Origin of the sequence: Mesorhizobium sp. M0761 (assembly GCF_040320205.1) — a bacterium.
In the GTDB taxonomy this organism is placed as follows: domain Bacteria; phylum Pseudomonadota; class Alphaproteobacteria; order Rhizobiales; family Rhizobiaceae; genus Mesorhizobium.
In genome coordinates this window covers 133,124-157,508 of the sequence record NZ_JAMYPF010000005.1, presented here as the reverse complement: position 1 = coordinate 157,508, position 24,385 = coordinate 133,124, and the positions used below count along the sequence as shown (strand labels likewise).

Genomic DNA, 24,385 nt, shown 5'->3' with positions numbered 1-24,385 from the left:
CTTTTCAAGATGCTCCGATATCTCCTAAACAAAATCGTCTTGGTGCTGCCGACGCTGATCGGCATCACCATCTGCGCCTTCGCTTTCGTCAGGCTGCTGCCCGGCGATCCCATTCTTGCCATGGCCGGCGAGCATGGCGTGTCGCCCGAGCGTTACGCGGAACTGAAGGAACAGTTCGGCTACAATTTGCCGATCTGGGAGCAATACGCGCATTATGTCCGCGATGCCGCGACCGGTAATTTCGGCGTGTCGATTTCGTCCAAGCGGCCGGTCATCGAAGATTTCATGACGCTGTTCCCGGCAACCATCGAGCTCTCCGTCTTCGCCATGATCTTCGCCATGGTGCTGGCCATACCGGCCGGCATCATTGCTGCGGTCAAACGCGGCTCCTGGTTCGACCAGGGGCTTATGGGCACCGCCCTCGTCGGCTATTCCATGCCGATCTTCTGGTGGGGCCTGCTGCTGATCATCTTTTTCTCCGGCTATCTCGGCTGGACCCCGGTTTCAGGCCGCATCGGCCTTCAGTTCTTTATCAAGCCGATCACCGGCTTCTTGACCCTCGACAGCCTGCTCTACGGCAAGTGGGATGCTTTCCGCTCGGCATTGAGTCACCTGGTGCTGCCGACAATTGTGCTCGGCACCATCCCGCTGGCGGTGATCGCGCGCCAGACGCGCTCGGCCATGCTCGAAGTGCTGGGCGAAGACTATGTGCGGACCGCCCGCGCCAAGGGCCTGTCGTCGTCCCGCGTCATCGGCGTGCATGCGCTGCGCAATGCGCTGATCCCGGTGGTCACCACCATCGGCCTGCAGGTCAGTACCCTGCTCGCCGGCGCCATTCTCACAGAAACCATCTTCGCCTGGCCGGGCATCGGCAAGTGGATGGTCGAATCCATATCCAAGCGCGACTATGTCGTCGTGCAGTCAGGCTTGCTGCTGATCGCCCTTATCGTCATGGCGGTGAACCTGATCGTCGACGTGCTTTATGCCGTCATCAACCCGCGCATCAGGGCGGCGTGATGAGCCAGTCGACCGAAATCGCCCCGATGGCCGCCGGCAACCCTGACCGTCTGACCGGCTTCAGGACCTTCTGGCACTATTTCTCGGTAAACCGCGGCGCCGTCATCGGCCTGTTCGTCTTCATCCTTTTGGTGCTGGCCGCGCTCTTTGCACCGCTGCTGGCACCCTATGCGCCCGACATCCAGGACAAGACAGCTTTCCTGCGTCCGCCGGCCTGGCAGGCAGGCGGCAGCATGGAATATCTGCTTGGCACCGACGCGGTCGGCCGCGACATGCTCTCGCGTCTGCTCTATGGCGCGCGTTTCTCGCTGCTCATCGGCGCCGTCGTGGTCACGCTGGCGCTTGTCGGCGGCATCACGCTCGGCCTTTTGGCCGGCTATTTCCGGGGCTGGGTCGACGTGGCGATCATGCGGGTCATGGATCTGATCCTGTCCTTCCCGTCGCTGCTCTTGGCGCTGGTTCTGGTCACCATCCTCGGCCCCGGCCTGTTCAACGCCATGCTGGCCATCGCGCTTGTCCTGCAACCCCACTTTGCCCGTCTGGTGCGCGCTGCCGTCATGGCCGAAAAGAGCCGCGAATATGTGGTCGCCGCCAAGGTCGCCGGCGCCGGCCATATAAGGCTTATGCTGCGCACCATCCTGCCCAACTGCCTGGCGCCGCTGATCGTCCAGGGCACGCTGTCCTTCTCCAACGCCATCCTGGAGGCGGCCGCTCTCGGCTTTCTCGGCCTTGGTGCCCAGCCGCCGACGCCGGAATGGGGCACCATGCTCGCCTCGGCGCGTGAATTCATCCTGCGCGCCTGGTGGGTGGTGACTTTCCCAGGTCTGGCCATCCTCATCACCGTGCTTGCCATCAACCTGGTCGGCGACGGTCTGCGCGATGCGCTCGATCCGAAGCTGAGGAGGTCGTAATGGCGCTGCTCGACATCCGCAATCTCGTCGTCGAGTTCCAGACCGCATCCGGCCCGTTCCGCGCGGTCGATGGCGTCTCGCTCCATGTGAACGAACGTGAAGTTTTGGCCATCGTCGGCGAATCCGGCTCCGGCAAGTCGGTGTCGATGCTGGCTGTGATGGGGCTGTTGCCGTGGACGGCGACGGTCACTGCCGACCAGATGAGCTTCAACGGTCGCGATCTTCTGAAGATGAGCCCGGCCGACCGTCGCAAGATCGTCGGCAAGGACATGTCGATGATCTTCCAGGAGCCGATGGCCAGTCTCAATCCGTGCTTCACCGTCGGCTTCCAGATCGAGGAAGTGCTGCGCTTCCATATGGGCATGGACAAGGCCCAGCGTCGCGAGCGCGCCATCGAATTGCTGACGCAGGTCGGCATTGCCGAGCCGGCCGAACGGCTGAACTCGTTCCCGCACCAGATGTCGGGCGGCCAGTGCCAGCGGGTGATGATCGCCATCGCCATCGCCTGCAATCCCAAGCTTCTGATCGCCGACGAGCCGACCACCGCGCTCGACGTTACCATCCAGAAGCAGATCCTCGACCTGCTGGTCTCGCTGCAGGTCAAATACGGCATGGGCCTGATCATGATCACCCACAATATGGGCGTCGTCGCCGAGACCGCCGACCGCGTCATCGTCCAGTACAAGGGCCGCAAGATGGAAGAGGCCGACGTGCTGTCGCTGTTTGAATCGCCGAAGAGCAATTACACCCGCGCGCTTTTGTCGGCGCTGCCGGAAAATGCCGTCGGCGACCGGCTACCGACCGTCTCGGACATGCTGTTCGAACCGGCTGCCGGGGGCGTCTGATGAGCATCAAGGTCGTCGAAGGCAAGGACATCGTGCGCGACTATCACGTCGGCGGCGGCCTGTTTCGCGGCGCGCGCACCGTGCATGCGGTCAAGGGCGTCTCGTTCAGCGTCGACAAGGGCAAGACGCTGGCCATCGTCGGTGAATCGGGCTGCGGCAAGTCAACGCTGGCGCGCATCATCACGCTGATCGATCCGGCAACGTCGGGCGAACTGTTCATCGACGGCAACAAGGTCGACATCGCAAGGAACGGCCTGGCCAGGGAGATGCGCCGCAAGGTGCAGATCGTCTTCCAGAACCCTTACGGATCGCTCAATCCGCGCCAAAAGATCGGAGATGTGCTGGGCGAGCCGCTGCTCATCAACACCGACAAGCCGGCCGAAGAGCGGCGCGACCTCGCCATGAGGATGCTGAAGAAGGTCGGCCTCGGAACCGAGCACTACAATCGCTATCCTCACATGTTCTCGGGCGGCCAGCGCCAGCGCATCGCCATTGCCCGCGCGCTGATGCTGAACCCGAGCCTGCTGGTGCTTGACGAACCGGTCTCCGCGCTCGATCTTTCGGTGCAGGCGCAGGTGCTCAACCTGCTCGCCGACCTGCAGGACGAATTCCAGCTGACCTATGTCTTCATCAGCCACGATCTGTCGGTCGTGCGCTACATCGCCGACGATGTGATGGTGATGTATTTCGGCGAAGCCGTCGAATACGGCTCGCGCGAGGAGGTCTTCGCCGACCCCAAGCACAACTACACCAGGACGCTGTTCGCCGCGACGCCGCGCGCCGACGTCGCCTCGATCAAGGCGCGGCTGGCGAAGAAGAAGGCCGCCTGACCTCCCACCGAGAATTGTTTTTGAACAATCGGAAATGCGTCGCGGCGGTGGTTTGCCGGCAGGATTGATCGCGATCTGCGAGCTGCCGGGCGCAAGCCGCGTCGCAGGTTGGGGTGCGCCCCATCACTCACCCGCTCCGTGCTGGTAAAGCTCGTCCATGCTGAGCATTGCCAGGGTTGCGAAGGGGGCCTGTTTTTTCACCCGACCGCGGCTCAAGATCACCACGTCGTCGCAGAACGATATGGTGCTGTAATGATGACTGATGACAATGGTGGTGCGGCGGCCGGCCCGCGATTTTAGCGTCTCGACAATAGCGGCTTCTGACAACCCATCCACCGCACTGGTGGCTTCGTCGAGGATGAGAATATCGGGATCGCGCACCAGCGCCCGCGCCAGGGCGATCCTTTGCCTTTGTCCGGCTGACAGGTTGATGCCCCGGTATCCGACCAGTGTCGCGTAGCCCTGCGGCAGGTGCTCGATGAATTGATGTGCCTCGGCCAGCCTTGCGGCGCGCATGGCGTCGCTGGCCGACGCCGTGTCGTAGCCGTAGATAATGTTTTCAAAAATGGTGCCATCGACCAGTTCCAGCTCCTGACTGGCCAGGGCAATGTTCCGCCGCCACTGGCTTGGGTCCACTTCATCGAGCGGTGCCCCATCGACGAGGATCCTGCCGCTGTCGGGTTTGACGAAGCGGCACAGGAGATTGACGATCGTCGTCTTGCCGGCGCCCGAGCGGCCGATCAGCGCCGTCGAGCGGCCGCTGCGGATGTCGAACACCGCCTTATGCAGCACCGCCTCGCGCGCGTCGGGGCCTGACAGGGGACCGGAATAGGCGAAGCTCACATCATCGAAGCTGATCCCTTGGCGCAAGCCGTCGAACGGCAGGCTGCCCTGCGGCGCCTCGGGCTTGTCGGAAGGATCGAGCAGCCATTGTACCTCCTCCAGCGAGCCGCTCATGCCTTGCAACTGACTCCAGGACATCTGCAAGGCCCGCATATGCGGCTGCAGTCGGTAGAGCAGGATGAGGAAGGCGACGGTCAGCGGGAAGCTTACATTCGCCAGCCAGGCTCCGATCACCACCGCCAGGAACAGCATCGCGTGCAATACCTCGGTCAGTGGCGGCAAGACGCCCTGGCGGATTGAAAGCACGAAAGCCGCCCGCCGCACCCCGTCGGACGCTTTGGCGAAGACCGCCTTTTCACGGTTCTCCTGCCCGAAGATGCGAATCAGGCGCCCGGCATGCACCAGATGCAGCATCTGCGACGCCAGTGCGCTGTTGCGCGAGACGACGCTGCGGCTCGGCGCCTTCAGATTGGACGACAAAACCCCGTGCGCCAGCTGGACAAGCGCCAGCCCTAGAGTCACCAGCAGCGTCATCTGCCAAGAGAGGAGCAGGAGGAAGGCGAGCAGGATGACGGCGGCCGAGGCACTGACGATCGCGCCGAGCAGGGCCTGGATAGCGTCGGATGCTCGCCAGGATTCGTTGGAGATGATGTTGAGCAGCCGCCCGGGGCTTTGCTGCAGGAAAAAGGGGTAGCCGACCCTGAGCAACTGCTCCGACAGTGCGCTACGGATCGAATAACCTGCCTTGCCGTAGATGTAGCTGGTCAGCAGAGTGTTGGCGAAGGCAAAGACATTTTTCAGTACGATCGAACCGAGGATCGCGGCCGAAATGGCGATCAGCCGCTGGCGCTCGCCGAGGTCCGCTCCAACCTGCTGGAGGAGGGCGGAGAAACCGGCCATGCCTGATGTTTCGCCACGTCCCATAATGATGCCAAGCAGCGGAATGATGAGACCGATGCCGAGGCCTTCCAGCGCGGCGCCCGCAAGCCCGAGCCCCACCACGACGGGAACGAGCCGCAACAGCCTGCCACCAAGCGCGCGGCGCAGCATTGGCAGGGCTGACGGAATCAGTGACATTATCGCGCTCTGGCCTCCGCATTGGCTTCGCTGGCTTGTCGGTCGTGGCGCAGCGGCAGCCGTTTTGGCCATCCCATCATGACGAGCAGCGCAAATCTGGCGGCACCTGCCAGATTCATAACGACAATAGGCCAGTGCGACAGATCGAGGTCGCGGTCAAAGCGAGGACGGCCCGCCAGTTCCCTGAACGCGGCCCGCGCAGACCAATAGACATGGCGAAGCAGCCAAGGGGCGTGGCGGACATGTTTCAGGCACAGCGCACCATTACCGAGGCTATAGTCGCGGTGCAGCCTGTCGATCGACTTGCGGTCTCGCCGGCCGTGATGATGCAAGACCGTCATGTCGGGCACGTACTCGACCGGCATGCCGAGCAGCATCGCCCGCACGAGATAATCAGTGTCTTCAGCCGAGCGTAGCGGGCCGCCAGCGCCGAAGCGTTCGTCGAACGAGCCGATGCGGGCCGCTACGTCGCGGTGCATGGTCATGTTGCAGCCGAGCACGAAGCCGCCGGGGTGGACCGCCGGGGTCAGCCGCTCGCTTGCCTCGCGGAGCTTTATGGTGAAGGGCAGGTCCCGGGCATCACCGAGCTCGACCCGGCCGCCGCGGATCAGCCACTTCTCGCCACTCCGGTAGTGCCGCTCCAGGTCGCGGAGATAGTCGCGGTCGAGCTTGCAGTCGTCGTCGACGAAGACCAGCACGCGGCCTCGCGCTCGCGCCAATCCGGCATTGCGGGCAGCGGCTAGTCCGGGGCGAGTCTCCGAGACGGCTGTGACTGGGATGTCGGAAGTTTCGGCGATAGCGGCCAGCCGCTTTGACGTGCCGTCCCGTGAACCATTATCGACCACCACCAACTCTGCCGCGAAGGTGGCGTGCACCCGGCATGCGGCCTGGATCGAGGCTATGCAAGCCTCCAGCACAGCGGCGCGGTCGCGCGTGCAGACGATGAAACTGACCTCGAGCGACGGCCGCTCCGATCGGGGAGATGTCGGGACAGGCGCACTCGCAAACTGGTGATCGCGCAGGAGCGGGTGGGGCCTGTCGGTCATACCAGTCCCCGCTGATAACGCGCAAGCACCGCTTCGGCCGGCGTGGTTTTGAAGAAGTACGCCACCGCGTCCGCCCGCTTTCCCGCCCTTATCGAGAGCAGGCTGAGCCAAGGCGCCCAGACGCCGGGACGCAGCGCATATTGTTCGCGGCGCCGGATGAAATTCCATCTCGCCGTCCGCGTGAGCAATTCGTGGGTCAGCGGCGGTTCTCCTTCGTCGCCGACGAGTTGGTAGAGGAAATAGAACAGGTTCAGCGCGCCTGCCTCGAAGCTTGGCCGTGTGTCGGTCGGCAGCTCGGAAATCCGCTCTTCGAGCGCACGGATGAAATCGGCTGCGCGCGAAACCGTGTCGAAAGAGACGGCCTCGCCGATGTCGCGCAGATCCGCTGTGGTTTCCGCAAGCCCCTCACGCTCGAGATTTTCGGCCACGATCCGCAAATGCGTCCTGCGCATTTCCTTGGCATGCCGCATGGTCACGCTTCCCGCGTGGATGCGATAGACGAGCAGGCTATCGGGCAATATGGTCGCCGGGAAACGGCCGGCAAGCCGTCTGAAGAGATCGAAATCCTCGGCATGCCTATATTTTGGATCGTAATAGAGATCGTTGTTCCCAATAACCTTCCTGTTATAGATCACCGTCGGATGTAAGAATATCGTAAAGAACATCGACAATATGTCGAGCCGGCCGAGCCGGAACACCGGGTCTAGCCTGCCTTTGGCGATACGGCCGTGAAGCAAGGTATCGACGCAGGCGCCGCAGAAGCCGAGATCGGGCCGCCGCTCGAACAGTGCGACCTGGCGCGAGAGGCGCCGGGGATAGGCGACATCGTCCGCATCCATTCGCGCAACAAGCTCGCCCTGGGCCAGTCGTAGCCCTTCATTGAGGGTGGCGACGAGGCCGCGGTTCTCACGCGAGATGACAGAAACGCGATTGTCTGCCCGGCGGTATCGTTCGAGAATCTCGAGCGAGTTGTCAGTCGATCCGTCATCGATAGCGATGACCTCCAGGCGATCGTAGTCTTGCCGCAGAATGCTCTCCAGCGCAGCGGTGAGATAAGGCCCGGCATTGTAGACCGGCAGCAGGACGGAGACGAGCGGCGCGGTGGTCATCTCTGCGCATCCGTTCGCCGGAGTTCGAGTGCGGCGCGGCCATCGGGGGATCCGCCGGGATAGGCGTCCGCCGCCCTGCCGAGCCAGCCGGCATTGCCAGAGCGTGCCTGGGAGCGGCGGCGCGCTACATAGGGGAAGCGGCGCTTGAGGCCGTTGAGCGGCTTTTCGAAAGCCGTCCACGAGATCGAAGCGACGGCGATCGTGGCGGCGCTCGCGACCAGGAAACGCCCTGGCCCCTGCTCCGAGACATTGAGCGGGATCCAGGGCTGTGACTTGACGGCGAGCGACAGAAGGATCGGATGGTAAAGATAGACGCCGTAGCTGATGCGGCCCAGTGACAGCAGCGGCGGCAGTTCGAAAACCCTGCCGAGGACGCCGCCAAGGCCGGCTGAACAGGCGGCCACAACGGCCACCAGCGGCACTAGGGGCAGGATCTGCAGCAATGCCCAGCGGGCCCATTCCAGCATAGGATCGGCCGGCGCAGGGATAAGCCACTCAATCGCCAGGAAGACAGCCGCAAGGGCTGGCCAGCCTAGCCGCATCCATTGCGGCAGGCCGGCGCCTCTGGTCCGCCGGCAGGCAAGCAAAGCACCAAACGCCAGCGCGTCCATCGATGCTGGCGGCAGCAGGTCGCGCGCTAGCGCCGGGGTGGCGGTGATCGGCCAGTAGAAGCGATAGGCCAGCGACAACAGGATGACGCCGATAGTGATCGCTTCCACCCGCCGGCGGGGTGCGAGAAGCACGACCAGCGGCCAGGCGATATAGAACTGCTCCTCGATGCTCAGGCTCCAGAAATGGCAGAGTAGCCAGGGCGTCCATTCGTTGCGCAGCGCGTACCAAAAATTCGACAGGTAAAGCGCATGCCAGACGAGCGATCCACTGGACTGCTCCAGATCGGTCAGCCAGACGAACCCAAGCACGGCGAAATAGGGCGGGAATATGCGCAGCGCGCGCCTGATGTAGAAGGAACTCAATGCAGGGCCGGCTTTGAATTCGGCCGCGGCGCGCGCTTCGAGCAGCAGTCGTGTGATCAGGAAGCCGCTCAGCACAAAAAAAAGCCGCACCCCGATGTGGCCCCAAAAGGAGGACCCGTTGGGTGCAAGGAAATGGGAATAGAGAACCATCGTGACAGCGATGGCGCGCAGAGCGTCCAACTGATTGTCACGCGCGACCGCCATCAGCCATTTCCGCCGGTCTGAAATCTCCGATGAAGCCAGCGGCCCTGCATTCCGGGCCTCAGGTCGAGGCCTGCCAGCGTCGAGAGTGCGCCGACAACATCAAACCCGCGCCTTGTGCGCGGGGCAGCCTCGAAATCGGTGCTGGCCAGCGAAAAATTCAAGCTGATCAACTTGGCGGAATCCTCCACGGCGCACTTCCCAGTACCAAATCCCCCAAGAAATGGTGCAACCGGGCAATGGTGCAGTGCAACACAAAATATCTATCGAGCTGTAATATTCGTGTGAGTTAGTGCTAAAAATGGGTATGATTTGCGAGTGCGTTGCGTCGCTGAGGGTTTTTCACGTCCGCAATGCTGTACGAGAAGTGGTACCATGTCAGAAAAGACACGGTTTAATTACACAACTATAATCCGGAGTGTCTGATATAGGTCAAAATTGACGAAGATTATTCTAAGGTAGTGGTTTTGTATCTTATAAATTATGCTTGTAGTGTCGGGTTCTCTAGGCTGTCGATCTTGCGCGATGCAGCATAGTCGATGGTCAAGCGTCTGACGACGCAATCCTGTGGCGGCGGCCATATGGCGCATGTCGACGAGGCAGACAGGAAGTGCCGGTGTTGGCGTAGGGAGTGACGTGCATTAGCCTTGCACCTGCCGTCACGCTTGCGTCGGATGGAGAACTGGTGCCGCTTAGGTGACTCGAACACCTGACCCCATCATTACGAATGATGTGCTCTACCAACTGAGCTAAAGCGGCCCAGGAAGCGCGAAGCCTCCAGGATCGGCTGGGTGATAGACTCAACCGGCCGCTAATTCAAGATGGGCAACCGTGATTTCAAGGCTGGATCCGGCAATTCGTCCCGTCATTTTCCATTGGCGCGGAATAAGCCATCGCCTCGTTTGCTTTTTCGATTACGCGGAGACGTCGCGCCGGACTGCGCGCAAATCGCCCGGCAAGGCGGCAAACGGACTGATTTTATTGCTAAAAGGCATCGAAATGGGCGTTGAACAGGCCTGTAAGGCAGAATGCGGGCGCTCGCCCGTTGATTGATTGGTCGCCTGCGGCTAACGATCATGGCAATGTAAGCGAACGGACAGGGGAATTCGCTTGGACGCGATCGAAAAAGCGATCCGCAACGCCTTCGAGAAAGGCAACGCCGAGGACCGGGCATTTCGCGAGCGGGTCTATCGGTCGGCTTTCGCGGCGCTCGACCGCGTGCTCCAGGCCAATCCCGGCGTGACGGTGGAAGCCGCCATCAAGCGCCGTAAGGCGGTGCAGGAAAAGATCGCCGAGATCGAATCCGAATTCCTGCCCGCGGTCCCCGATGTCGCCGCGCCGACGCAGAGCGCTGCGCAGACACAAGATACCGCGCTGACGCAACGCGTTGCGCAGCCGCAAGACGCCGTACAGGGCGCCGCCGAAGCGCCCGCGGTCGATGCCCCGACAGGTGTCGCGGCCGGACCGTCGCCGGCGATCGTCGTTGATGAACCGGTTCAGCCCGAGGCATCCGACGCGCCGCGTTCGCGCGTGCTGCCGGTCGTCCCCGACATCATGCCTGACGCCACGCTGCCCGGCGCCCCGGCGATCGATATGGCCGATTCCGCGCCGGCCGAGGCCGCGGCGGAAGTGGCGCCTGACCGTGATGAAAGGCGGATAAGGGGCCGCCGCCTGCCGCTGACGGCGATCTTCTTTGGCGTGACGTTGCTCGCCGCCGCCGGCATCGGCCTCTATTTCGCCGTGCAGACCGGGGTCTTCAAGACGCCGGCGCAGCTCGACACGGCGCCGCCCGAAGCGCCGCCGACCGTCGACGATGACGACTTCACGCCGCCTGCCGATACAACTGAGCCGCAGCAGCCTGGCGCGCCGCAGCAGCCTGGTGTCGCCGAACAGACGCGCGACTGGATCAACGTGTTTACACCCACCGATCCAACGCATGTGGCGACCCCGTCCGACGCCAAGGCCGATGTCGTGCAGGACGACACCGGCTCCTTCCTGCGCATCCGCTCCGGTGCTTCCGGCTCGGCCATCAGCTTCGATGTCGGGCAGGGCGTGCTGGAGAAGCTTGCCGGCAAACATGCCGTGTTCGACATCGTCGCCCGCGCCGAGGACGGCAAGGACACGCAGATCTCCGTCGACTGCAATTTCGGCGATCTCGGCGACTGCGGCCGCAAGCGCTATGCGGTCGGCCAGCAGCGTAACGAATATCTGTTCGACGTGAAATTCCCCGACAAGCCCCCGGGCGCGGCCGGCAGCATCGCCATCAACTCCGACTTCGACAAGCAGGGCAAGGCGGTCGACATCTACGAGATCCGCGTTTCGATCGAACCGTAAGCGCCGCCTAGCGATCAAGCAGCGCCTGCAGCGTCTCGATGCGGTCGGCTTCGGCGGTCGGCTTGTCCCAGCGCAGCCGTGAGATGCGGGGAAATCGCATCGCAACGCCGGATTTGTGGCGGGTCGAACGGTTGAGACCTTCGAACGCCACCTCCAGCACCAGGCCTTGGCTGCGGTCGGCGCGCACCGAGCGCACCGGGCCGAAACGCTCGACCGTATTGTCGCGGACAAATTTGTCGATCTGCTTCAACTCCTCGTCGGTGAAGCCGAAATAGGCCTTGCCGACCGGCACCAATTCCTCCGCGCCTTCCGGCCCCGACCAGACGCCGAACGTATAGTCGGAATAAAAGCTCGACCGCTTGCCATGGCCGCGCTGCGCATACATCAGCACAGCATCGACCGTGTGCGGATCGCGCTTCCACTTGAACCACGGCCCTTTCGGCCGTCCCGCGAGATAGGGCGAATCCCAGCGCTTCAGCATCACGCCTTCGATAATCGGGTGCGGCGGCGCGCGGCGCAGTTCCTCCAGCGTTTGCCAATCCCGGAATTCGACGAATGGCGACAGATCGAAACGGTGCGGGTCCAGCGTTGTGATGAAGGCCTCAAGACGGGCCCGCCGCTCGCGGAAAGGTAGCGCGCGCAAATCTTCGCCGTTGATCTGCAGCGCATCGTAGCAGCGCATGAAGGCCGGGTATTGCTGCTGTATCTTCGGGGCCACGCTCTTGCGATTGAGCCGCTGTTGCAGGTCCGAAAACGTGCCGGTCGCCGCGGGCTCGCCGACCAGCAATTCGCCGTCGAGCGCGGCGGAAAAATTCATCGCCTGGGCGAGATCGGGGAATGCGCCGGACACATCGTCGCCGGTGCGCGAATAGAGCCGGCGCACGCCGCCCTCGCACACCGCCTGAACGCGGATGCCGTCCCATTTCCATTCCGCGGCATAGGCGGCCGGATCGAGCTTTTCGAGGTCGCCGTCGCCGACCGGGTTCGACAGCATCACCGGACTGAACAGGGCAAGTGCGGTCCGCTTCGGCTTCTCGGCCTTGCCTTCCAGCCACGCGAACAGCGAGATATAGGGCGGCGTCAGCCCGTGCCACAGCTCCTCGATCTCGGCGACATCGACCTTGCCGAAATCGGCCAGCGCCTGTTTGGCCAGCCGCGCCGAAACGCCGATACGCAAGCCGCCGGTGACGAGCTTGATGATGGCAAAGCGCGCCGAAATGCCGGCGCTGTCGAGCAGCCCGGCCAGCACCTTGGGTCCGTCCGAGCGGCTCGCCGCCTGCAGCTTCGCCACGACATCGCCAAGCGTCGGCTCCCGGTTGGGGATATGTCCCGGCGTCTGCGGCCAAACCAGCGAGACGGTTTCGGCAAGGTCGCCGACATAGTCGTAGGAATAGCCGAACAGCACCGGATCCATGCGCTCGGTGACCAGCGTGCGCAGCATCGCCGGCTTCACCGCCGCAATGTTGAGGTCGCCGGTGATCGCCGCCAGTGCCAGCCCGCGGTCGGGGTCCTCGACGCTACGGAAATAATCGACGAGCAGTGTCAGCTTGCCATTGCGCGACGGCGTCAGCACCAAGCGGTCGAGGAGTTCGGCGAAACGGTTCATGCGTCGCCCCACGCCAATGGTGAAAACCGGCGCGAGGCACCCCCCTCTGGCCTGCCGGCCATCTCCCCCGCAAGGGGGGAGATTGGCAGCCTTGATCTTGCCGCCCATCTTGCGAGGTTGGCGATTGGCGAAAGCGGAGGTGACATCTGATCTCCCCCCTTGCGGGGGAGATGGCCGGCAGGCCAGAGGGGGGTGGGAAGGATCGCCGCGCCGGCGATTTCTGGATCAAAAATCACCATCAATCGCCCTCGTCCTCATATCCCACCAGGTGCAGTGGCCTGGCGGCGATGCCTTTCAGCTCGCACCAGCGCACCAGCGCTTCCTCGCGGCCGTGCGTCACCCAGATTTCGCCGGCGCCCGTCTCCTTGACGGTAGCGGTCAGTTCATCCCAGTCGGCATGGTCGGAAATGATCAGCGGCAGTTCGACGCCGCCTTGCTTGGCGCGCTGGCGGATGCGCATCCAGCCCGAGGCGAAGCATGAGATCGGGTCGGGAAAGCGCCGCGCCCAGCGGTCGGCGAAGGCCGATGGAGGGCCGACAACGATGGCCCCGGTGAAATCCTGCTTGCCGCCGCTGTCGACGGTTGCCGGCTCCAGCGTGCCGAGGTCGATGCCCTGGCTCTGGTAATATTCGCTGAGCTTGGCCAGCGCGCCGTGGATATAGATCGGCCTGTCATAACCGGCATCGCGCAGCAGCCGCATCACCCGCTGTGCCTTGCCCAGCGCATAGGCGCCGACCAGATGCGATCGCTCGGGAAACTGCGCCGCCGATTTGAGCAGCCGGGCGATCTCCTCCGTGTCGGGCGGATGGTGAAACACCGGCAGGCCGAAGGTCGCCTCGGTGATGAAGACGTCGCATTGGACCGGTTCGAACGGTGCGCAGGTCGCGTCCTTCTGGCGCTTGTAGTCGCCGGAGGCGACGATGCGCCTGCCCTTGTGCTCGACCGCGATCTGCGCCGAGCCCAGCACATGGCCGGCCGGATGGAAGGTGACGCTGACATTGTTCAGCGCCATCGCTTCGCCAAGCACGGCCGCTTGCGTTGTCCCGGCAAAATCCTCGCCATAACGCAACCCCATAATGTCGAGCGTCTGCTGCGTCGCCAGCACCGAACGATGGCCGGATCGGGCATGGTCGGAATGGCCATGCGTGATCAACGCCCGGTTGACTGGCCGCACCGGGTCGATGAAGAAATCGCCGCATGGGCAATAAAGGCCTTCAGGCCGGGGATGAAGCAGGTCGCTGGCGCGCATCCAGTCAAGATAGTGGCTAATTCCAGCGCGGGAAGCCTGTTGCAAGAGACTGCTGACTCGGCCTACAGCCAGCCACCGGCCGCATCAGCCGGCGGGGCCATCGCCATGCAACCGCTGAAAATCTCGTCCGGCGACCTGACCGCCGACCGTCGCGCCGACTATGCCGAGATGCTTTTCGGCTCGGGCGAGCACGCGGCAGCGGCGGAGCTGCTGCTCGGCGCGCTGGAACTGGCGCCGCAATGGGCGGCGGGCTGGTTCCGTCTTGGCGAGATGCAGGAGACGGCCGAGCGGCTCGACGTGGCGGCTCAAGCCTGGGCGACGGCGCTGAAACTCGACCCGGCGGATCGCCTTGGCGCTGCGCTGAAGCTGCAACTCATCGGCAAGGCGCCGGCTGCCGCGGCGCCACCCAGCGCCTTCGTCGAAACGCTGTTCGACCACTATGCCGAAACTTTCGAGGATTCGCTGGTCGGCAAGCTCGGCTACCGGCTGCCGGAGTTTCTCGATCGCGCCATTCGAGCGGCAAGGGCGGGCCGCTTTTCGCTGGCGCTCGACCTTGGTTGCGGCACCGGTCTGATGGGCGAGAAACTGCGGCCGGTCGCCGAACGGCTGGAGGGCTACGACATCTCCGCCGCCATGCTGAAAAAGGCCCGCGCCAAAGGCGTCTACGATCTGCTCGCCAAGGCCGATCTGCAGGATTTCGCCTATGCCGGACCGAAAGCCGATCTGGTGGTGGCGGCCGACGTGTTCATCTACGTCGGCGCGCTCGATCGCGTGATGAAGACGGTCGCGGGCATTCTGGCCACCAATGGCCTGTTTGCCTTTTCCGTCGAAAAGCCAGCCAAGGGCGGGGCGGGCGGCGACGCCGGTTTCGCGCTGCAGGCGTCTCGTCGCTACGCCCATTCTCAAGCCTATGTCGAGCGGGTGCTTGCCGCAAACGGCCTGTCGGTGCTGTCGATGCAGCCGACCGTGATCCGCTGGGATCGCCGCCAGCCGGTCGACGGGCTTGCCGCGCTGGCGGTGCCCTCGTCCAAGGGTTGATGTCTCGTCTTGTTCGAAAACGTGAATAGGATTTTTGCGGCTGGCGCGGCATCAGGTAGGATACAAGCCGGGAAAAGCCCGCGGCAGGCATTGAGGAGGAACACATGCGCTGGAACATGATGGTCTTGGTGTCTTGCCTGGCAATGACCGGCTGCATGGGCAGTTCGATGTCGGAGCGGCAGGACCAGGACGTGCAATCGTCGCTGCAATATGACAACGTGCCTTGCGACCAGTTGCTGGCGCAACGCAACGAACTGGCGCAGCAATACCATCTGTCGATGGACGCCAAGCCGAGCTTCTCCAATCCGGCGATGGGCTTCGGCCCGTTCACGCCGGATATGCGCTCCAAAAGCAAGCGCGATACTGATCTGGCAAGTGGCAAGATCGACGCCATGAACCGCTCGATCGTCCGCCGCGACTGCGGCAAGCCCAACAAACAGAAGAAGTTCACCCTGCCGAGCTGAACCTGAACTTCCTCAGTACCCCGCCTTGCGGTCGACCACGTTATCAAGCTTTTCGCCGCGCTCGAAGGCATCCATCTGCCGCAACATGCTCGGCGCCAGGTGGACAGGGTCGGAGGTCGCCGCCGCGTGCGGCGTCACGAACACTTTCGGGTGACTCCAAAGCGGACTGGTCTTCGGCAGCGGCTCGACCTCGAACACGTCGAGGCTCGCCTCCTTCAGCGTGCCGTCGTCCAGCGCTCGCAAGATGTCGGCGTCCTTCTGCAGCCGGCCGCGCCCGGCATTGATCAGCACCGAGCCGCCGAGGCCGTTTCGCTTGCGCAATTCCTTCAGCACGCCGTAATTGATGATGCCGTGCGTGTCCGGCGTCAGCGGCAACAACACCACCAGTATGTCGGTGGCGTTGAGGAAGGGGATCAGCCCGGCCTCTCCGGCATAGGTCGCAACGCCTTTCATGGCCTTGTCGCTGCGCGACCAGCCATTGACGGCAAAGCCGAGCGACAACAGCACCGACGCCGCGGCGCGGCCGAGATTGCCGAGCCCCATAATGCCGACCGAGATGTCGCCGGCCGGCCGCTGCGGCGGTTCGTGCCAGGTCTTCTTCGGCTGCTGGGCACGATAGAGCATGCCCTGGCGATGATGGTCGAGCACCCGCCAGACGACATATTCGGTCATGTATTGGGTGAGGTTGTCGGCGACCACTTTGACGATCGGCACATCGGGCAGGCCGGGATCGGCGAAGATATGGTCGACGCCGGCGCCGATCGAGAAGATTGCGCGTAGATTGGGCAGCGATTTCAAGAGGTTCGGCTTCTGCTTCCACACCACCGCATAGGTGATCGACGGATCCGAAGCGCCGTCCGGCTCCAGCACCACTTCGCGCTCGGCCGACAGCAGCTCGCGCCAGCGCTGCGGATGAAAGCCGGTGACGGCAAGCAGGATTTTGCCTTTTTCCATTTGCGGATTGTATTCCCTGTTATTCGCTGACGATACCGACCGGCGCCGTCTCGATCTTGAACGCGGCCGAGATCAGCGCCTTCGTATAGTCGGTCTGCGGCCGCTCGAAAATCTGTTCGGAAGGGCCGGCTTCGACGATCTTGCCATTGCGCATGACGATGACGTCATTGGCAAGGGCGCGAATGACTTTCAGATCGTGGCTGATGAACAGATAGGCAAGGTCGTGCCTGGCCTGCAGATTGCGTAAGAGGTCGACCACTTGCGCCTGCACGCTCATGTCGAGCGCCGAGGTCGGTTCGTCCAGCATGACGAAGCGCGGATTGAGCACCATGGCGCGCGCAATGGCGACGCGCTGGCGCTGGCCGCCGGAGAATTCATGCGGATAGCGGTTCCTGGTCGCCGGATCGAGCCCGACCTCCTTCAGCACGGCGACGACCTTGTCGTCGCGTTGGTCGGGCGACAGCTTCGGCTCGTGGATCTTCAAGCCTTCCTCGATGATCTCCGAGACCGACATGCGCGGGCTGAGCGAGCCGAACGGGTCCTGGAAAACGATCTGCAACTCGCGGCGCAGCGGCCGCATGGCGTTGAAGGAAAGCTGGTTGATGTCGCTGCCATTGAACTGGATGGTGCCGGTCGATGAGATCATCCGCGCCAGCGCCAGCCCGAGCGTCGTCTTGCCGGAGCCGGATTCGCCGACGACGCCTAGCGTCTGGCCGGCGCGTACGGTGACGTCGATTCCGTCAACTGCCTTCACATTGTCGACGGTGGTGCGAAAGAAACCCTTTTTGATCGGGAACCAAACCTTGATGTCCTTGCCGGTCATAACCGGCTTGGCGGCGTCGTTGGCGGCCGGCGGCTTGCCCTTCGGCTCGGCGGCCAGGAGGTGCTTGGTATAAGCGTGCTGCGGGTTGGCGAAGATGTCCCTGGTCGGCCCGGTCTCGACGATCTTGCCTTTGGTCATCACGCAGACGCGGTCGGCGATCTTTCTGACAATGCCGAGATCATGGGTGATGAACAGCATTGACATGCCCTTGCGGCTCTTCAGCCCCGCCAGCAATTCGAGGATCTGCGCCTGGACAGTGACGTCGAGCGCCGTCGTCGGCTCGTCGGCGATCAGCAGTTCAGGCTCGTTGGCCAGCGCCATGGCGATCATGACGCGCTGGCGTTGGCCGCCGGACAGCTGGTGCGGATAGGCGTCGAGCCGCTTTTCCGGTTCGCGAATGCCGACCTCGTTGAGCAGCGCCAGCGTGCGCGCCTTGGCCTGGCGGTCGCCCATGCCCTGATGCAGCGCCAGGATCTCGACGATCTGCTGCTCGATCGTGTGCAGCGGATTGAGCGAGGTCATCGGCTCCTGGAAGATCATGGTGATCTTGTTGCCGCGCACGCTGCGCAACTGCTTTTCGTTCATCGCCAAAAGGTCGGCGCCCTGGAACAGGATCTTGCCCGAGGGATGGCTGGCCGTCGGGTAGGGCAGAAGCTTCAGCACCGACAGCGCCGAGACCGATTTGCCGGAACCGGATTCGCCCACAAGCGCCACCGTCTCGCCCTTGGCGAGATCGAAGGAGATGTGGTCGACGGCGGTCGACTCGTTGCCGCCTTGGGTGAAGGCAACGCTGAGATCGCGGACGGAGAGCAGGAGTTCGCTGCTCATCGGAACGCCTTGCGCGGGTCGAAAGCATCGCGCGTTGCTTCACCGATGAACACCAACAGCGACAGCATCAGCGAGATGACGATGAAGCCCGATATACCGAGCCAGGGGGCATTGAGGTTACTCTGCGCCTGTTTTAGCAGTTCGCCGAGCGACGCGGTGCCGGGCGGCAGGCCGAAGCCGAGATAGTCGAGCGAGGTCAGTGTCGAGATCGAGGCGCTGACCAGGAAAGGCATGAAGGTCAGCGTCGCCACCATGGCATTGGGCAGAAGATGGCGCAGCATGATGGTGCGGTTGGACACACCAAGCGCGCGGGCCGCGTTGACATATTCGAAGTTGCGCGCGCGCAGGAATTCGGCGCGCACCACGCTGACAAGCGACGTCCAGGAGAAGAGCAGCATCAGCCCGAGCAGGATGAAGAAGCCCGGCGGCAGGATGGCGGCGACGATCAGCAGCAGATACAGCAGCGGTATCGCCGACCAGATTTCTATGAAGCGTTGAAAGAGAAGGTCGGTCCAGCCGCCGAAATACCCTTGCAGCGCGCCGGCGGCGACGCCGATAACCGACGAACCCGCAGTCAGGATCAACCCGAACAGCACGGAAATCCTAAACCCGTAGATGATGCGCGCCAGCACGTCGCGCGCCTGGTCATCGGTACCCAGCCAGTTCCAGTTGCCGACAATGCAGTCAGGATCGGCAGCGCCTTGCGGATATTGGCTGCATCGCCTCTGCGCGTCGTATTCCCATGACGGTTTTGCGGGAGCGGCGTCGGGGATCGCATTGTTGACGGTGCGGTAGGAATAGCGGATTGGCGGCCAGATCATCCAGCCATTGGCGTTGATCTCGTCGCGGATGACCGGGTCGCGATAGTCGGTGACGGCGTAGAAGCCGCCGAATTTTTCCTCGGGGTAGGCGACCGCCACCGGGAACAGGATCTCGCCTTTGTAGTAGGCGACGATCGGCCTGTCGTTGGCGATCAGTTCGGCAAACAGCGACAGCACGAACAGAGCGAGGAATATCCACAACGACCAGTAGCCGCGCCGGTTGGCCTTGAAGTTCTGCCAGCGCCGCTTGTTGAGCGGCGACAGCCAGGGGCGGGCGATCCTTGTCGGTGTGATCTCGGCTGCAGCCTGCGTCATCAGACGTCTCTCCGCTCGAAATCGATGCGCGGATCGACCCATGTGTAGATCAGGTCGGACAACAGCGTCACGAACAAACCAAGCAGCGAAAATATATAGAGGTTGGCGAACACGACCGGAAAGTCGCGCGCCAACACGGACCTGAAACCGAGCAGCCCGAGACCGTCGAGGGAAAAGATGTTCTCGATCAAAAGCGAGCCGGTGAAGAAGGCCGAGATGAAGGCCGCTGGAAAGCCGGCAATGACGATCAGCATTGCGTTGCGGAACACATGTCCGTAAAGCACCCGCCGCTCCGACAGGCCCTTGGCACGGGCCGTCACCACATACTGTTTGCGTATCTCTTCCAGGAAGGAGTTCTTGGTCAGCAGCGTCGTCGTCGCGAAGGCCGACAGCACCAGCGCCGTCAGCGGCAAGGTCATGTGCCAGAAATAATCGACGATCTTGTCGGGCCACGACAATTGGTCCCAATTGTCGGAGACGATGCCGCGCAGTGGGAACCAGTCCCAGAAGGAGCCGCCCGCGAACAGCACCATCAGCAATATGCCGAACAGGAAGGCCGGTATGGCATAGCCGACGATGATCACGCCGCTGGTCCAGACGTCGAAGGCGGAGCCGTCCTTGACCGCTTTGCGGATGCCAAGGGGGATCGAGATCAGATAGGACAACAGCGTGATCCACAGCCCAAGCGAGATCGACACCGGCATCTTCTCCAGGATCAGGTCAAGAACCGAGATGTCACGGAAATAGCTGTCGCCGAAATCGAAGCGGGCATAGTTCCACAGCATCATGCCGAAGCGTTCGAGCGGTGGTTTGTCGAAGCCGAATTGCTTTTCCAGCTTCTTGATGAATTCCGGATCGAGCCCTTGCGCGCCGCGATACTTCGAGCCGACGTCACCGGCCACATCGAAATTGCCGCCGCCTCCTGCATCGCCGCCGCCGCTGCCGAGGCGGTCGCTGCCGCCCTGGTTGGTCAGGCTGGCGATGACCTGCTCGACCGGTCCACCCGGTGCGAATTGAGTGACGACGAAAGCAACCGCCATGATGCCGAACAGGGTCGGTATCATCAGCAGGATACGGCGCAGTATGTAGGCGCCCATCAGCTTTCACCCTCCCCCTTGTGGGGAGGGTCGATCCGCGAAGCGGAGCGGGGTGGGGGTAGTCTCGATCCGGCGTACGCCGTCACACCCCCACCCCGGTTCGCCATTCGCGCTGCGCACGAAGTGCTCACCGACCCTCCCCACGAGGGGGAGGGTAAAGTGCCGCGCAACAGCCTACCCTTTGCCAATTTTTGCCGCCTTGCCCTTGTCGACCCACCACAGCGCTTCGACCGGGAAGTCGAAATCGGGTTTCCGCTCGGGAAAACCGAACATGTCCCAATAGGCGCTTCGATGATTCGCCAGGAACCAACTTGGAATCCAATCCCTCCGTGCACGCAAGACCCGGTCGAGCGCGCGCATGGCAATTGTCAGGCTTTCGCGACCCTCGGCGGCACCTGCGGCGTCAACCAGGGCGTCGATGGCCGGGCTCGACGTTCCCGGCAGATTGCGAGAGCCCGATACGGTAGCTGCTCGCGAATGGAAAATGGTTTCGAGGTCGTCACGGGTTGGCGTCGCCGGAAACGAGGCCGCGACCGAGACGAGGTCGTAGTCGAACGAATTCTGCCGCAGCTGATATTGCGCGGCATCCACCAGCCGGATCGAGGCATCGATGCCGACCGCCTTCATGTTTTCGACCCAGGGCGAGTAGACCTGTTCGAAGACTTCGTCGTCGACAAGAAACTCTGCGGACAACCGACCACCCTTGTCGTTCACGACGAAATTGCCGGACCGTTTCCAGCCGGCCTCGGCCAGAAGCTTGGCCGCCTTGCCAAGCAACTGCCGGTCGCGGCCGGAGCCGTTCGACGCGTCCTGGATCACGGCTTCGCCAAAAGCCTCGGCGGGAATCTGCTCACGCAGCGGCTCAAGAAGAGCCAATTCTTGTGGCGACGGTCTGCCCTCGGCGCGAAATTCGGATTTCTCGAAGCAGGATTGCGAGCGCTCATAGGAACCGTAGAAGAAATTGCGCCGCGTCCATTCGAAGTCGAAGCAGAGCCCGATCGCCTGCCGCACGCGCGAGTCGCGAAACTGCTCGCGCCGCTGGTTGACGGCGGTGCCCTGCATCGAAGGCACCGTTTCGGCCGGGAATTCGTGCTTCACCACCTTGCCGGCAGTGAACGCTGGGAAGTCGTAGCCGGTCGCCCAGACGCGCGAGGTGAATTCCTCCCTGTAGAGGATTTCTCCCTTCTTGAACGCTTCGAAGGCAACGCTACGGTCCTGATAGAACTCAACGCGGATCCGCTGAAAATTGTTCTGGCCGCGATTGACCGGCAGGTCGTTGCCCCAATAATCAGCCACACGCTCATATTCGATCCAGGCCCCTGCCGACCAGCGACCGACCTTGTAGGCGGCTGACCCCAACGGCGGGTTCATCTGCGAGGAATCGAACGGGTTGGCCGTGTAGAACGCCTTCGACAGGACCGGGAACTCGACGACGTTGAGGATGGTGCGGCTTGTCTGCTTGCCGGAAAACCTAAGCTGCAGCGTGTGGGCATCCACGGCAATCGCGTCATCCAGATGCGTTAGCGGCAGGGAATAGTACGGGTGCCCCTTGTCCTTGAGCAGCTTGAAGGTGAAGGCGGCATCCTCTGCCGTCAATGGCGTGCTGTCATGGAAGCGGGCCTGCGGGCGCAGCGAGAAGGTGAAGTCGTTGCGGTCGTCGGAAATCGTCACGCTGTCAGCGATCAGCCCGTAAACGGCGTCAGGTTCGTCGTACGCTCTCACCATCAGTGAATCGAAGCACATCTCCGTGCGCTGGGGCGAATCGCCTTTGGGAACGAACGAATTCAGCGTGTTGAAGGTCAGCGGCGTCTGGTTGGCAAGCCAGTTGCGCGGCAGGAAGTTGAAGACGCCACCTTGCGGCGCATCGACATTGACATAGTCGAAATGAGTGAAGTCCGGCTTGTATTTGAGGTCGCCGAAAGCCGACAGTCCATGCAGTTTCACGCCGGTTGGGCTGGCGGCGAAAGCCTTGCCCGGCAGCAGCGCAGCAACGGCCGCGGCGCCACTGAGGGCCAGGAAATCGCGGCGAGGGAGCCCCGCCATCAATTGCTGCCCTTGTACTTGGCGGCCAGGGCCTTTTCCTTGTCCGCATCGATCCACCAGGAATCGATATCGGCGCCACGGTAGCCGGGCTGCTTTTCCGGGATGCCGAACTTGTTCCAGTAAGCCAGCCACACAACGGCGCGATAGTATTGCGGCACCACATAGTAATTCCACAGCAGCACGCGATCGAGCGCATGGGTGGTGGCGACGAGGTCATCGCGATCCGTGGCAAAAATGATGCGGTCGACAAGGGCGTCAACGACCGGGTTCTTGATGCCGGAATAATTGCGCGATGCCGGTGTGTCGGCGGCCTTGGAGCTCCAGAAATCGCGCTGCTCGTTGCCGGGCGATTCCGACTGTTGGAGCTGTCCTGTGATGACGTCGTAATCGAAGTTTCTGACGCGGTTGGTGTACTGGCTCGGGTCGACGATGCGCAGTGTTGCATCGACGCCGATCTTGCGCAGATTGGCGATCCAGGGGCTGGAAATGACCTGGTCGGTTTCATTCGAGCCTAGGATTTCAAACTTGAATGGCTCGCCGGTCTTGGCGTTGACCATCTTGCCGCCCTTGATCACCCAGCCGGCCTGGGCGAACAGGTCGACCGCCTGCTTCAGATATTTGCGCTCCGCCTGCGGCGAATCGTAGACCGGCAACTTGAATTCCTGGGTGAATACTTCCGGCGGCAGCTTGTCGCGGTACTTCTCCAGGATCTCCAATTCCTTGCCTTGCGGCAAGCCGCTGGAGGCTAGGTCCGTGCCCTGGAAATAGCTGTGGGTGCGAGTGTTGAAACCGAAGAACAGCGTGCGGTTCATCGATTCGAAATCGAACGGGTAGGTGAGCGCGGCCCTGACCAGACGATCGGCAAACAACCTATGTCTCTGGTTGAGCATGAAAGCCTGCATCGGCTCGGGCGAGGTGGTCTTGAACTCCTGCTTGATCACATCGCCGGCCTTGATCGCCGCGAAATCATAAAATGTCGCCCAGCGCTTCGAGCTGTTTTCCGGCTTGATATCGTCGAGGCCACCTTTCTTGAACGCCTCCCAGGAGGCGTTGTCGTCAAGAATGTAGGTGAAGTGCTGCGTGTCGAAATTCTCCCGGCCGATCTTCACAGCCAGCTTGGCGCCCCAATAGTCGGGGACGCGCTGCCAGACGATTTCCGACCCCGCCTTGAAGCTGGCGATCTTGTATGCAGCCGAGCCCAGCGGCGGCTCCAGCGTCCCCTTGGTGATGTCGCGCTTCTTGCCATTGTCGTCGGTGCCTTCCCACCAATGCTTGGGCAGCACGACAAGGTCGCCGAGGATCTTGGGCAGTTCGCGATTGCCCTTCTGGTCGAAGTGGAACTCGACCTCACGGTCCGAGACAGCGACGGCGTCGGTGACGTTTTCGAAATAGCGGCTGTACATCGGGCTGTTGGCCTTCAGCACCTGGAACGACCAGATCACGTCGTCAGTGGTGATCGGCTGTCCGTCATGCCATTTCGCCCGTGGGTCGAGCCGGTAGGTGGCCGAGGAATAGTCGGTAGGGTACTTGTAGGCATCGGCGATGAGCGGGTGGCTGACGCTGCCTTCGTCAGTCGCTTGATCCATGAGCGTGTCGTAGAGCAGGCCGCCGCCAAATGGCTGCAGGCCGGCCGCCGGCGAGCCCTGCACGACGTAGGGATTGAAGCTGTCGAACGTGCCGGAAACGACCGAATTGTAGGTACCGCCCTTCGGTGCATCCGGATTCACATAATCGTAGCGCTGGAAGTTCTCGCCATATTTGGAGGGGCCGATCAGCGAAGAGGTGGTGTGCCATTCCTGGGGGAAGGATGCCTGCAGGCCGCCTGCGAGGGCGCCCACAACCAGAAAGGACCTCAGAAGCGTTCGGCCAACCGTCATGCGTTCTCCTCGTCGCGATGCCCGGCAATCCTAAATGATTTGACGCCGGTGAAAACCGCCATGCGGCGGCTTTGTCGCCGCAT

General features: G+C 62.6%; 20 protein-coding genes and 1 tRNA gene. 7 read left to right on the top strand and 14 right to left on the bottom strand.

The window, feature by feature from the left end; translation table 11 throughout:
• The first annotated feature begins 9 nt into the window (after positions 1-9).
• The 4 genes from NKI32_RS10515 to NKI32_RS10500 are packed head-to-tail and all read left to right on the top strand — an operon-like array spanning position 10 to position 3,603.
• Positions 10-1,017, top strand: a complete 1,008-nt coding sequence (locus NKI32_RS10515) for an ABC transporter permease subunit (RefSeq protein WP_023703511.1) — start codon at positions 10-12, stop codon at positions 1,015-1,017.
• A gap of 26 nt (positions 1,018-1,043) precedes the next feature.
• Positions 1,044-1,928, top strand: coding sequence for an ABC transporter permease subunit (locus NKI32_RS10510; protein ID WP_353002658.1), 885 nt, complete (start codon positions 1,044-1,046; stop codon positions 1,926-1,928).
• A complete protein-coding gene (locus NKI32_RS10505) occupies positions 1,928-2,773 on the top strand; it encodes an ABC transporter ATP-binding protein (protein ID WP_023692618.1) in 846 nt (281 codons plus the stop codon). The genes NKI32_RS10510 and NKI32_RS10505 overlap by 1 nt, the downstream gene beginning before the upstream one ends.
• Positions 2,773-3,603: a dipeptide ABC transporter ATP-binding protein gene (locus tag NKI32_RS10500; RefSeq protein ID WP_353002576.1), complete on the top strand. Its 831-nt coding sequence runs from the start codon at positions 2,773-2,775 to the stop codon at positions 3,601-3,603. Before NKI32_RS10505 ends, NKI32_RS10500 begins: the two co-directional genes overlap by 1 nt.
• A 123-nt stretch (positions 3,604-3,726) precedes the next feature.
• Here the strand turns inward: NKI32_RS10500 and NKI32_RS10495 are convergent, their stop codons facing one another.
• From NKI32_RS10495 to NKI32_RS10470, 6 genes are all read right to left on the bottom strand, one after another.
• The gene (locus tag NKI32_RS10495; protein ID WP_027049321.1) at positions 3,727-5,523 is read right to left on the bottom strand and encodes an ABC transporter ATP-binding protein; all 1,797 of its coding nucleotides are present in this window, start codon (positions 5,521-5,523) and stop codon (positions 3,727-3,729) included.
• Positions 5,523-6,569 (bottom strand): glycosyltransferase family 2 protein, encoded by a 1,047-nt coding sequence (locus tag NKI32_RS10490; protein WP_023738159.1) that lies wholly within the window; start codon positions 6,567-6,569, stop codon positions 5,523-5,525. Before NKI32_RS10490 ends, NKI32_RS10495 begins: the two co-directional genes overlap by 1 nt.
• The gene (locus NKI32_RS10485; protein WP_023682047.1) at positions 6,566-7,678 is read right to left on the bottom strand and encodes a glycosyltransferase family 2 protein; all 1,113 of its coding nucleotides are present in this window, start codon (positions 7,676-7,678) and stop codon (positions 6,566-6,568) included. Before NKI32_RS10485 ends, NKI32_RS10490 begins: the two co-directional genes overlap by 4 nt.
• The gene (locus NKI32_RS10480; protein WP_353002575.1) at positions 7,675-8,856 is read right to left on the bottom strand and encodes an acyltransferase family protein; all 1,182 of its coding nucleotides are present in this window, start codon (positions 8,854-8,856) and stop codon (positions 7,675-7,677) included. Before NKI32_RS10480 ends, NKI32_RS10485 begins: the two co-directional genes overlap by 4 nt.
• Entirely contained in the window at positions 8,856-9,044 is a 189-nt protein-coding gene (locus NKI32_RS10475; protein WP_023682045.1) for a hypothetical protein, read from the bottom strand. Before NKI32_RS10475 ends, NKI32_RS10480 begins: the two co-directional genes overlap by 1 nt.
• 492 nt (positions 9,045-9,536) lie before the next feature.
• Positions 9,537-9,612, bottom strand: a tRNA-Thr gene (locus tag NKI32_RS10470).
• 351 nt (positions 9,613-9,963) lie between these two features.
• Here NKI32_RS10470 and NKI32_RS10465 point away from each other — a divergent pair.
• The gene (locus NKI32_RS10465; protein ID WP_353002574.1) at positions 9,964-11,187 is read left to right on the top strand and encodes a hypothetical protein; all 1,224 of its coding nucleotides are present in this window, start codon (positions 9,964-9,966) and stop codon (positions 11,185-11,187) included.
• Positions 11,188-11,194: 7 nt separating this feature from the next.
• Here the strand turns inward: NKI32_RS10465 and NKI32_RS10460 are convergent, their stop codons facing one another.
• Together NKI32_RS10460 and NKI32_RS10455 are read right to left on the bottom strand one after the other, a co-directional pair.
• On the bottom strand, positions 11,195-12,793 hold the full coding sequence (locus NKI32_RS10460) for a cisplatin damage response ATP-dependent DNA ligase (protein ID WP_023751912.1): 1,599 nt from the start codon (positions 12,791-12,793) through the stop codon (positions 11,195-11,197).
• A 238-nt stretch (positions 12,794-13,031) separates the two neighbouring features.
• Positions 13,032-14,042, bottom strand: coding sequence for a ligase-associated DNA damage response exonuclease (locus tag NKI32_RS10455; RefSeq protein ID WP_353002657.1), 1,011 nt, complete (start codon positions 14,040-14,042; stop codon positions 13,032-13,034).
• Between the two features lie 105 nt (positions 14,043-14,147).
• On the opposite strand from NKI32_RS10455, the gene NKI32_RS10450 reads away from it, so the two are divergent.
• On the top strand, positions 14,148-15,080 hold the full coding sequence (locus NKI32_RS10450) for a class I SAM-dependent DNA methyltransferase (RefSeq protein WP_023751914.1): 933 nt from the start codon (positions 14,148-14,150) through the stop codon (positions 15,078-15,080).
• 104 nt (positions 15,081-15,184) lie between these two features.
• Complete coding sequence (locus NKI32_RS10445; protein WP_023751915.1) at positions 15,185-15,544, top strand: hypothetical protein; 360 nt, start codon at positions 15,185-15,187, stop codon at positions 15,542-15,544.
• A gap of 12 nt (positions 15,545-15,556) precedes the next feature.
• Here the strand turns inward: NKI32_RS10445 and NKI32_RS10440 are convergent, their stop codons facing one another.
• From NKI32_RS10440 to NKI32_RS10415, 6 genes are all read right to left on the bottom strand, one after another.
• Positions 15,557-16,498 (bottom strand): 2-hydroxyacid dehydrogenase, encoded by a 942-nt coding sequence (locus NKI32_RS10440; RefSeq protein ID WP_023669506.1) that lies wholly within the window; start codon positions 16,496-16,498, stop codon positions 15,557-15,559.
• A gap of 19 nt (positions 16,499-16,517) precedes the next feature.
• Positions 16,518-18,149, bottom strand: a complete 1,632-nt coding sequence (locus tag NKI32_RS10435; RefSeq protein WP_023688772.1) for an ABC transporter ATP-binding protein — start codon at positions 18,147-18,149, stop codon at positions 16,518-16,520.
• Positions 18,146-19,285 carry an ABC transporter permease gene (locus tag NKI32_RS10430; protein WP_023682037.1) on the bottom strand — a complete coding sequence of 380 codons (1,140 nt, stop codon included), beginning with the start codon at positions 19,283-19,285 and terminating at the stop codon, positions 18,146-18,148. The genes NKI32_RS10435 and NKI32_RS10430 overlap by 4 nt, the downstream gene beginning before the upstream one ends.
• Positions 19,285-20,382 carry a microcin C ABC transporter permease YejB gene (locus tag NKI32_RS10425; protein WP_353002573.1) on the bottom strand — a complete coding sequence of 366 codons (1,098 nt, stop codon included), beginning with the start codon at positions 20,380-20,382 and terminating at the stop codon, positions 19,285-19,287. The genes NKI32_RS10430 and NKI32_RS10425 overlap by 1 nt, the downstream gene beginning before the upstream one ends.
• Positions 20,383-20,556: 174 nt before the next feature.
• Positions 20,557-22,425, bottom strand: a complete 1,869-nt coding sequence (locus tag NKI32_RS10420; RefSeq protein ID WP_023682036.1) for an extracellular solute-binding protein — start codon at positions 22,423-22,425, stop codon at positions 20,557-20,559.
• A complete protein-coding gene (locus tag NKI32_RS10415) occupies positions 22,425-24,302 on the bottom strand; it encodes an extracellular solute-binding protein (protein WP_023682035.1) in 1,878 nt (625 codons plus the stop codon). Before NKI32_RS10415 ends, NKI32_RS10420 begins: the two co-directional genes overlap by 1 nt.
• Positions 24,303-24,385: the final 83 nt, after the last annotated feature.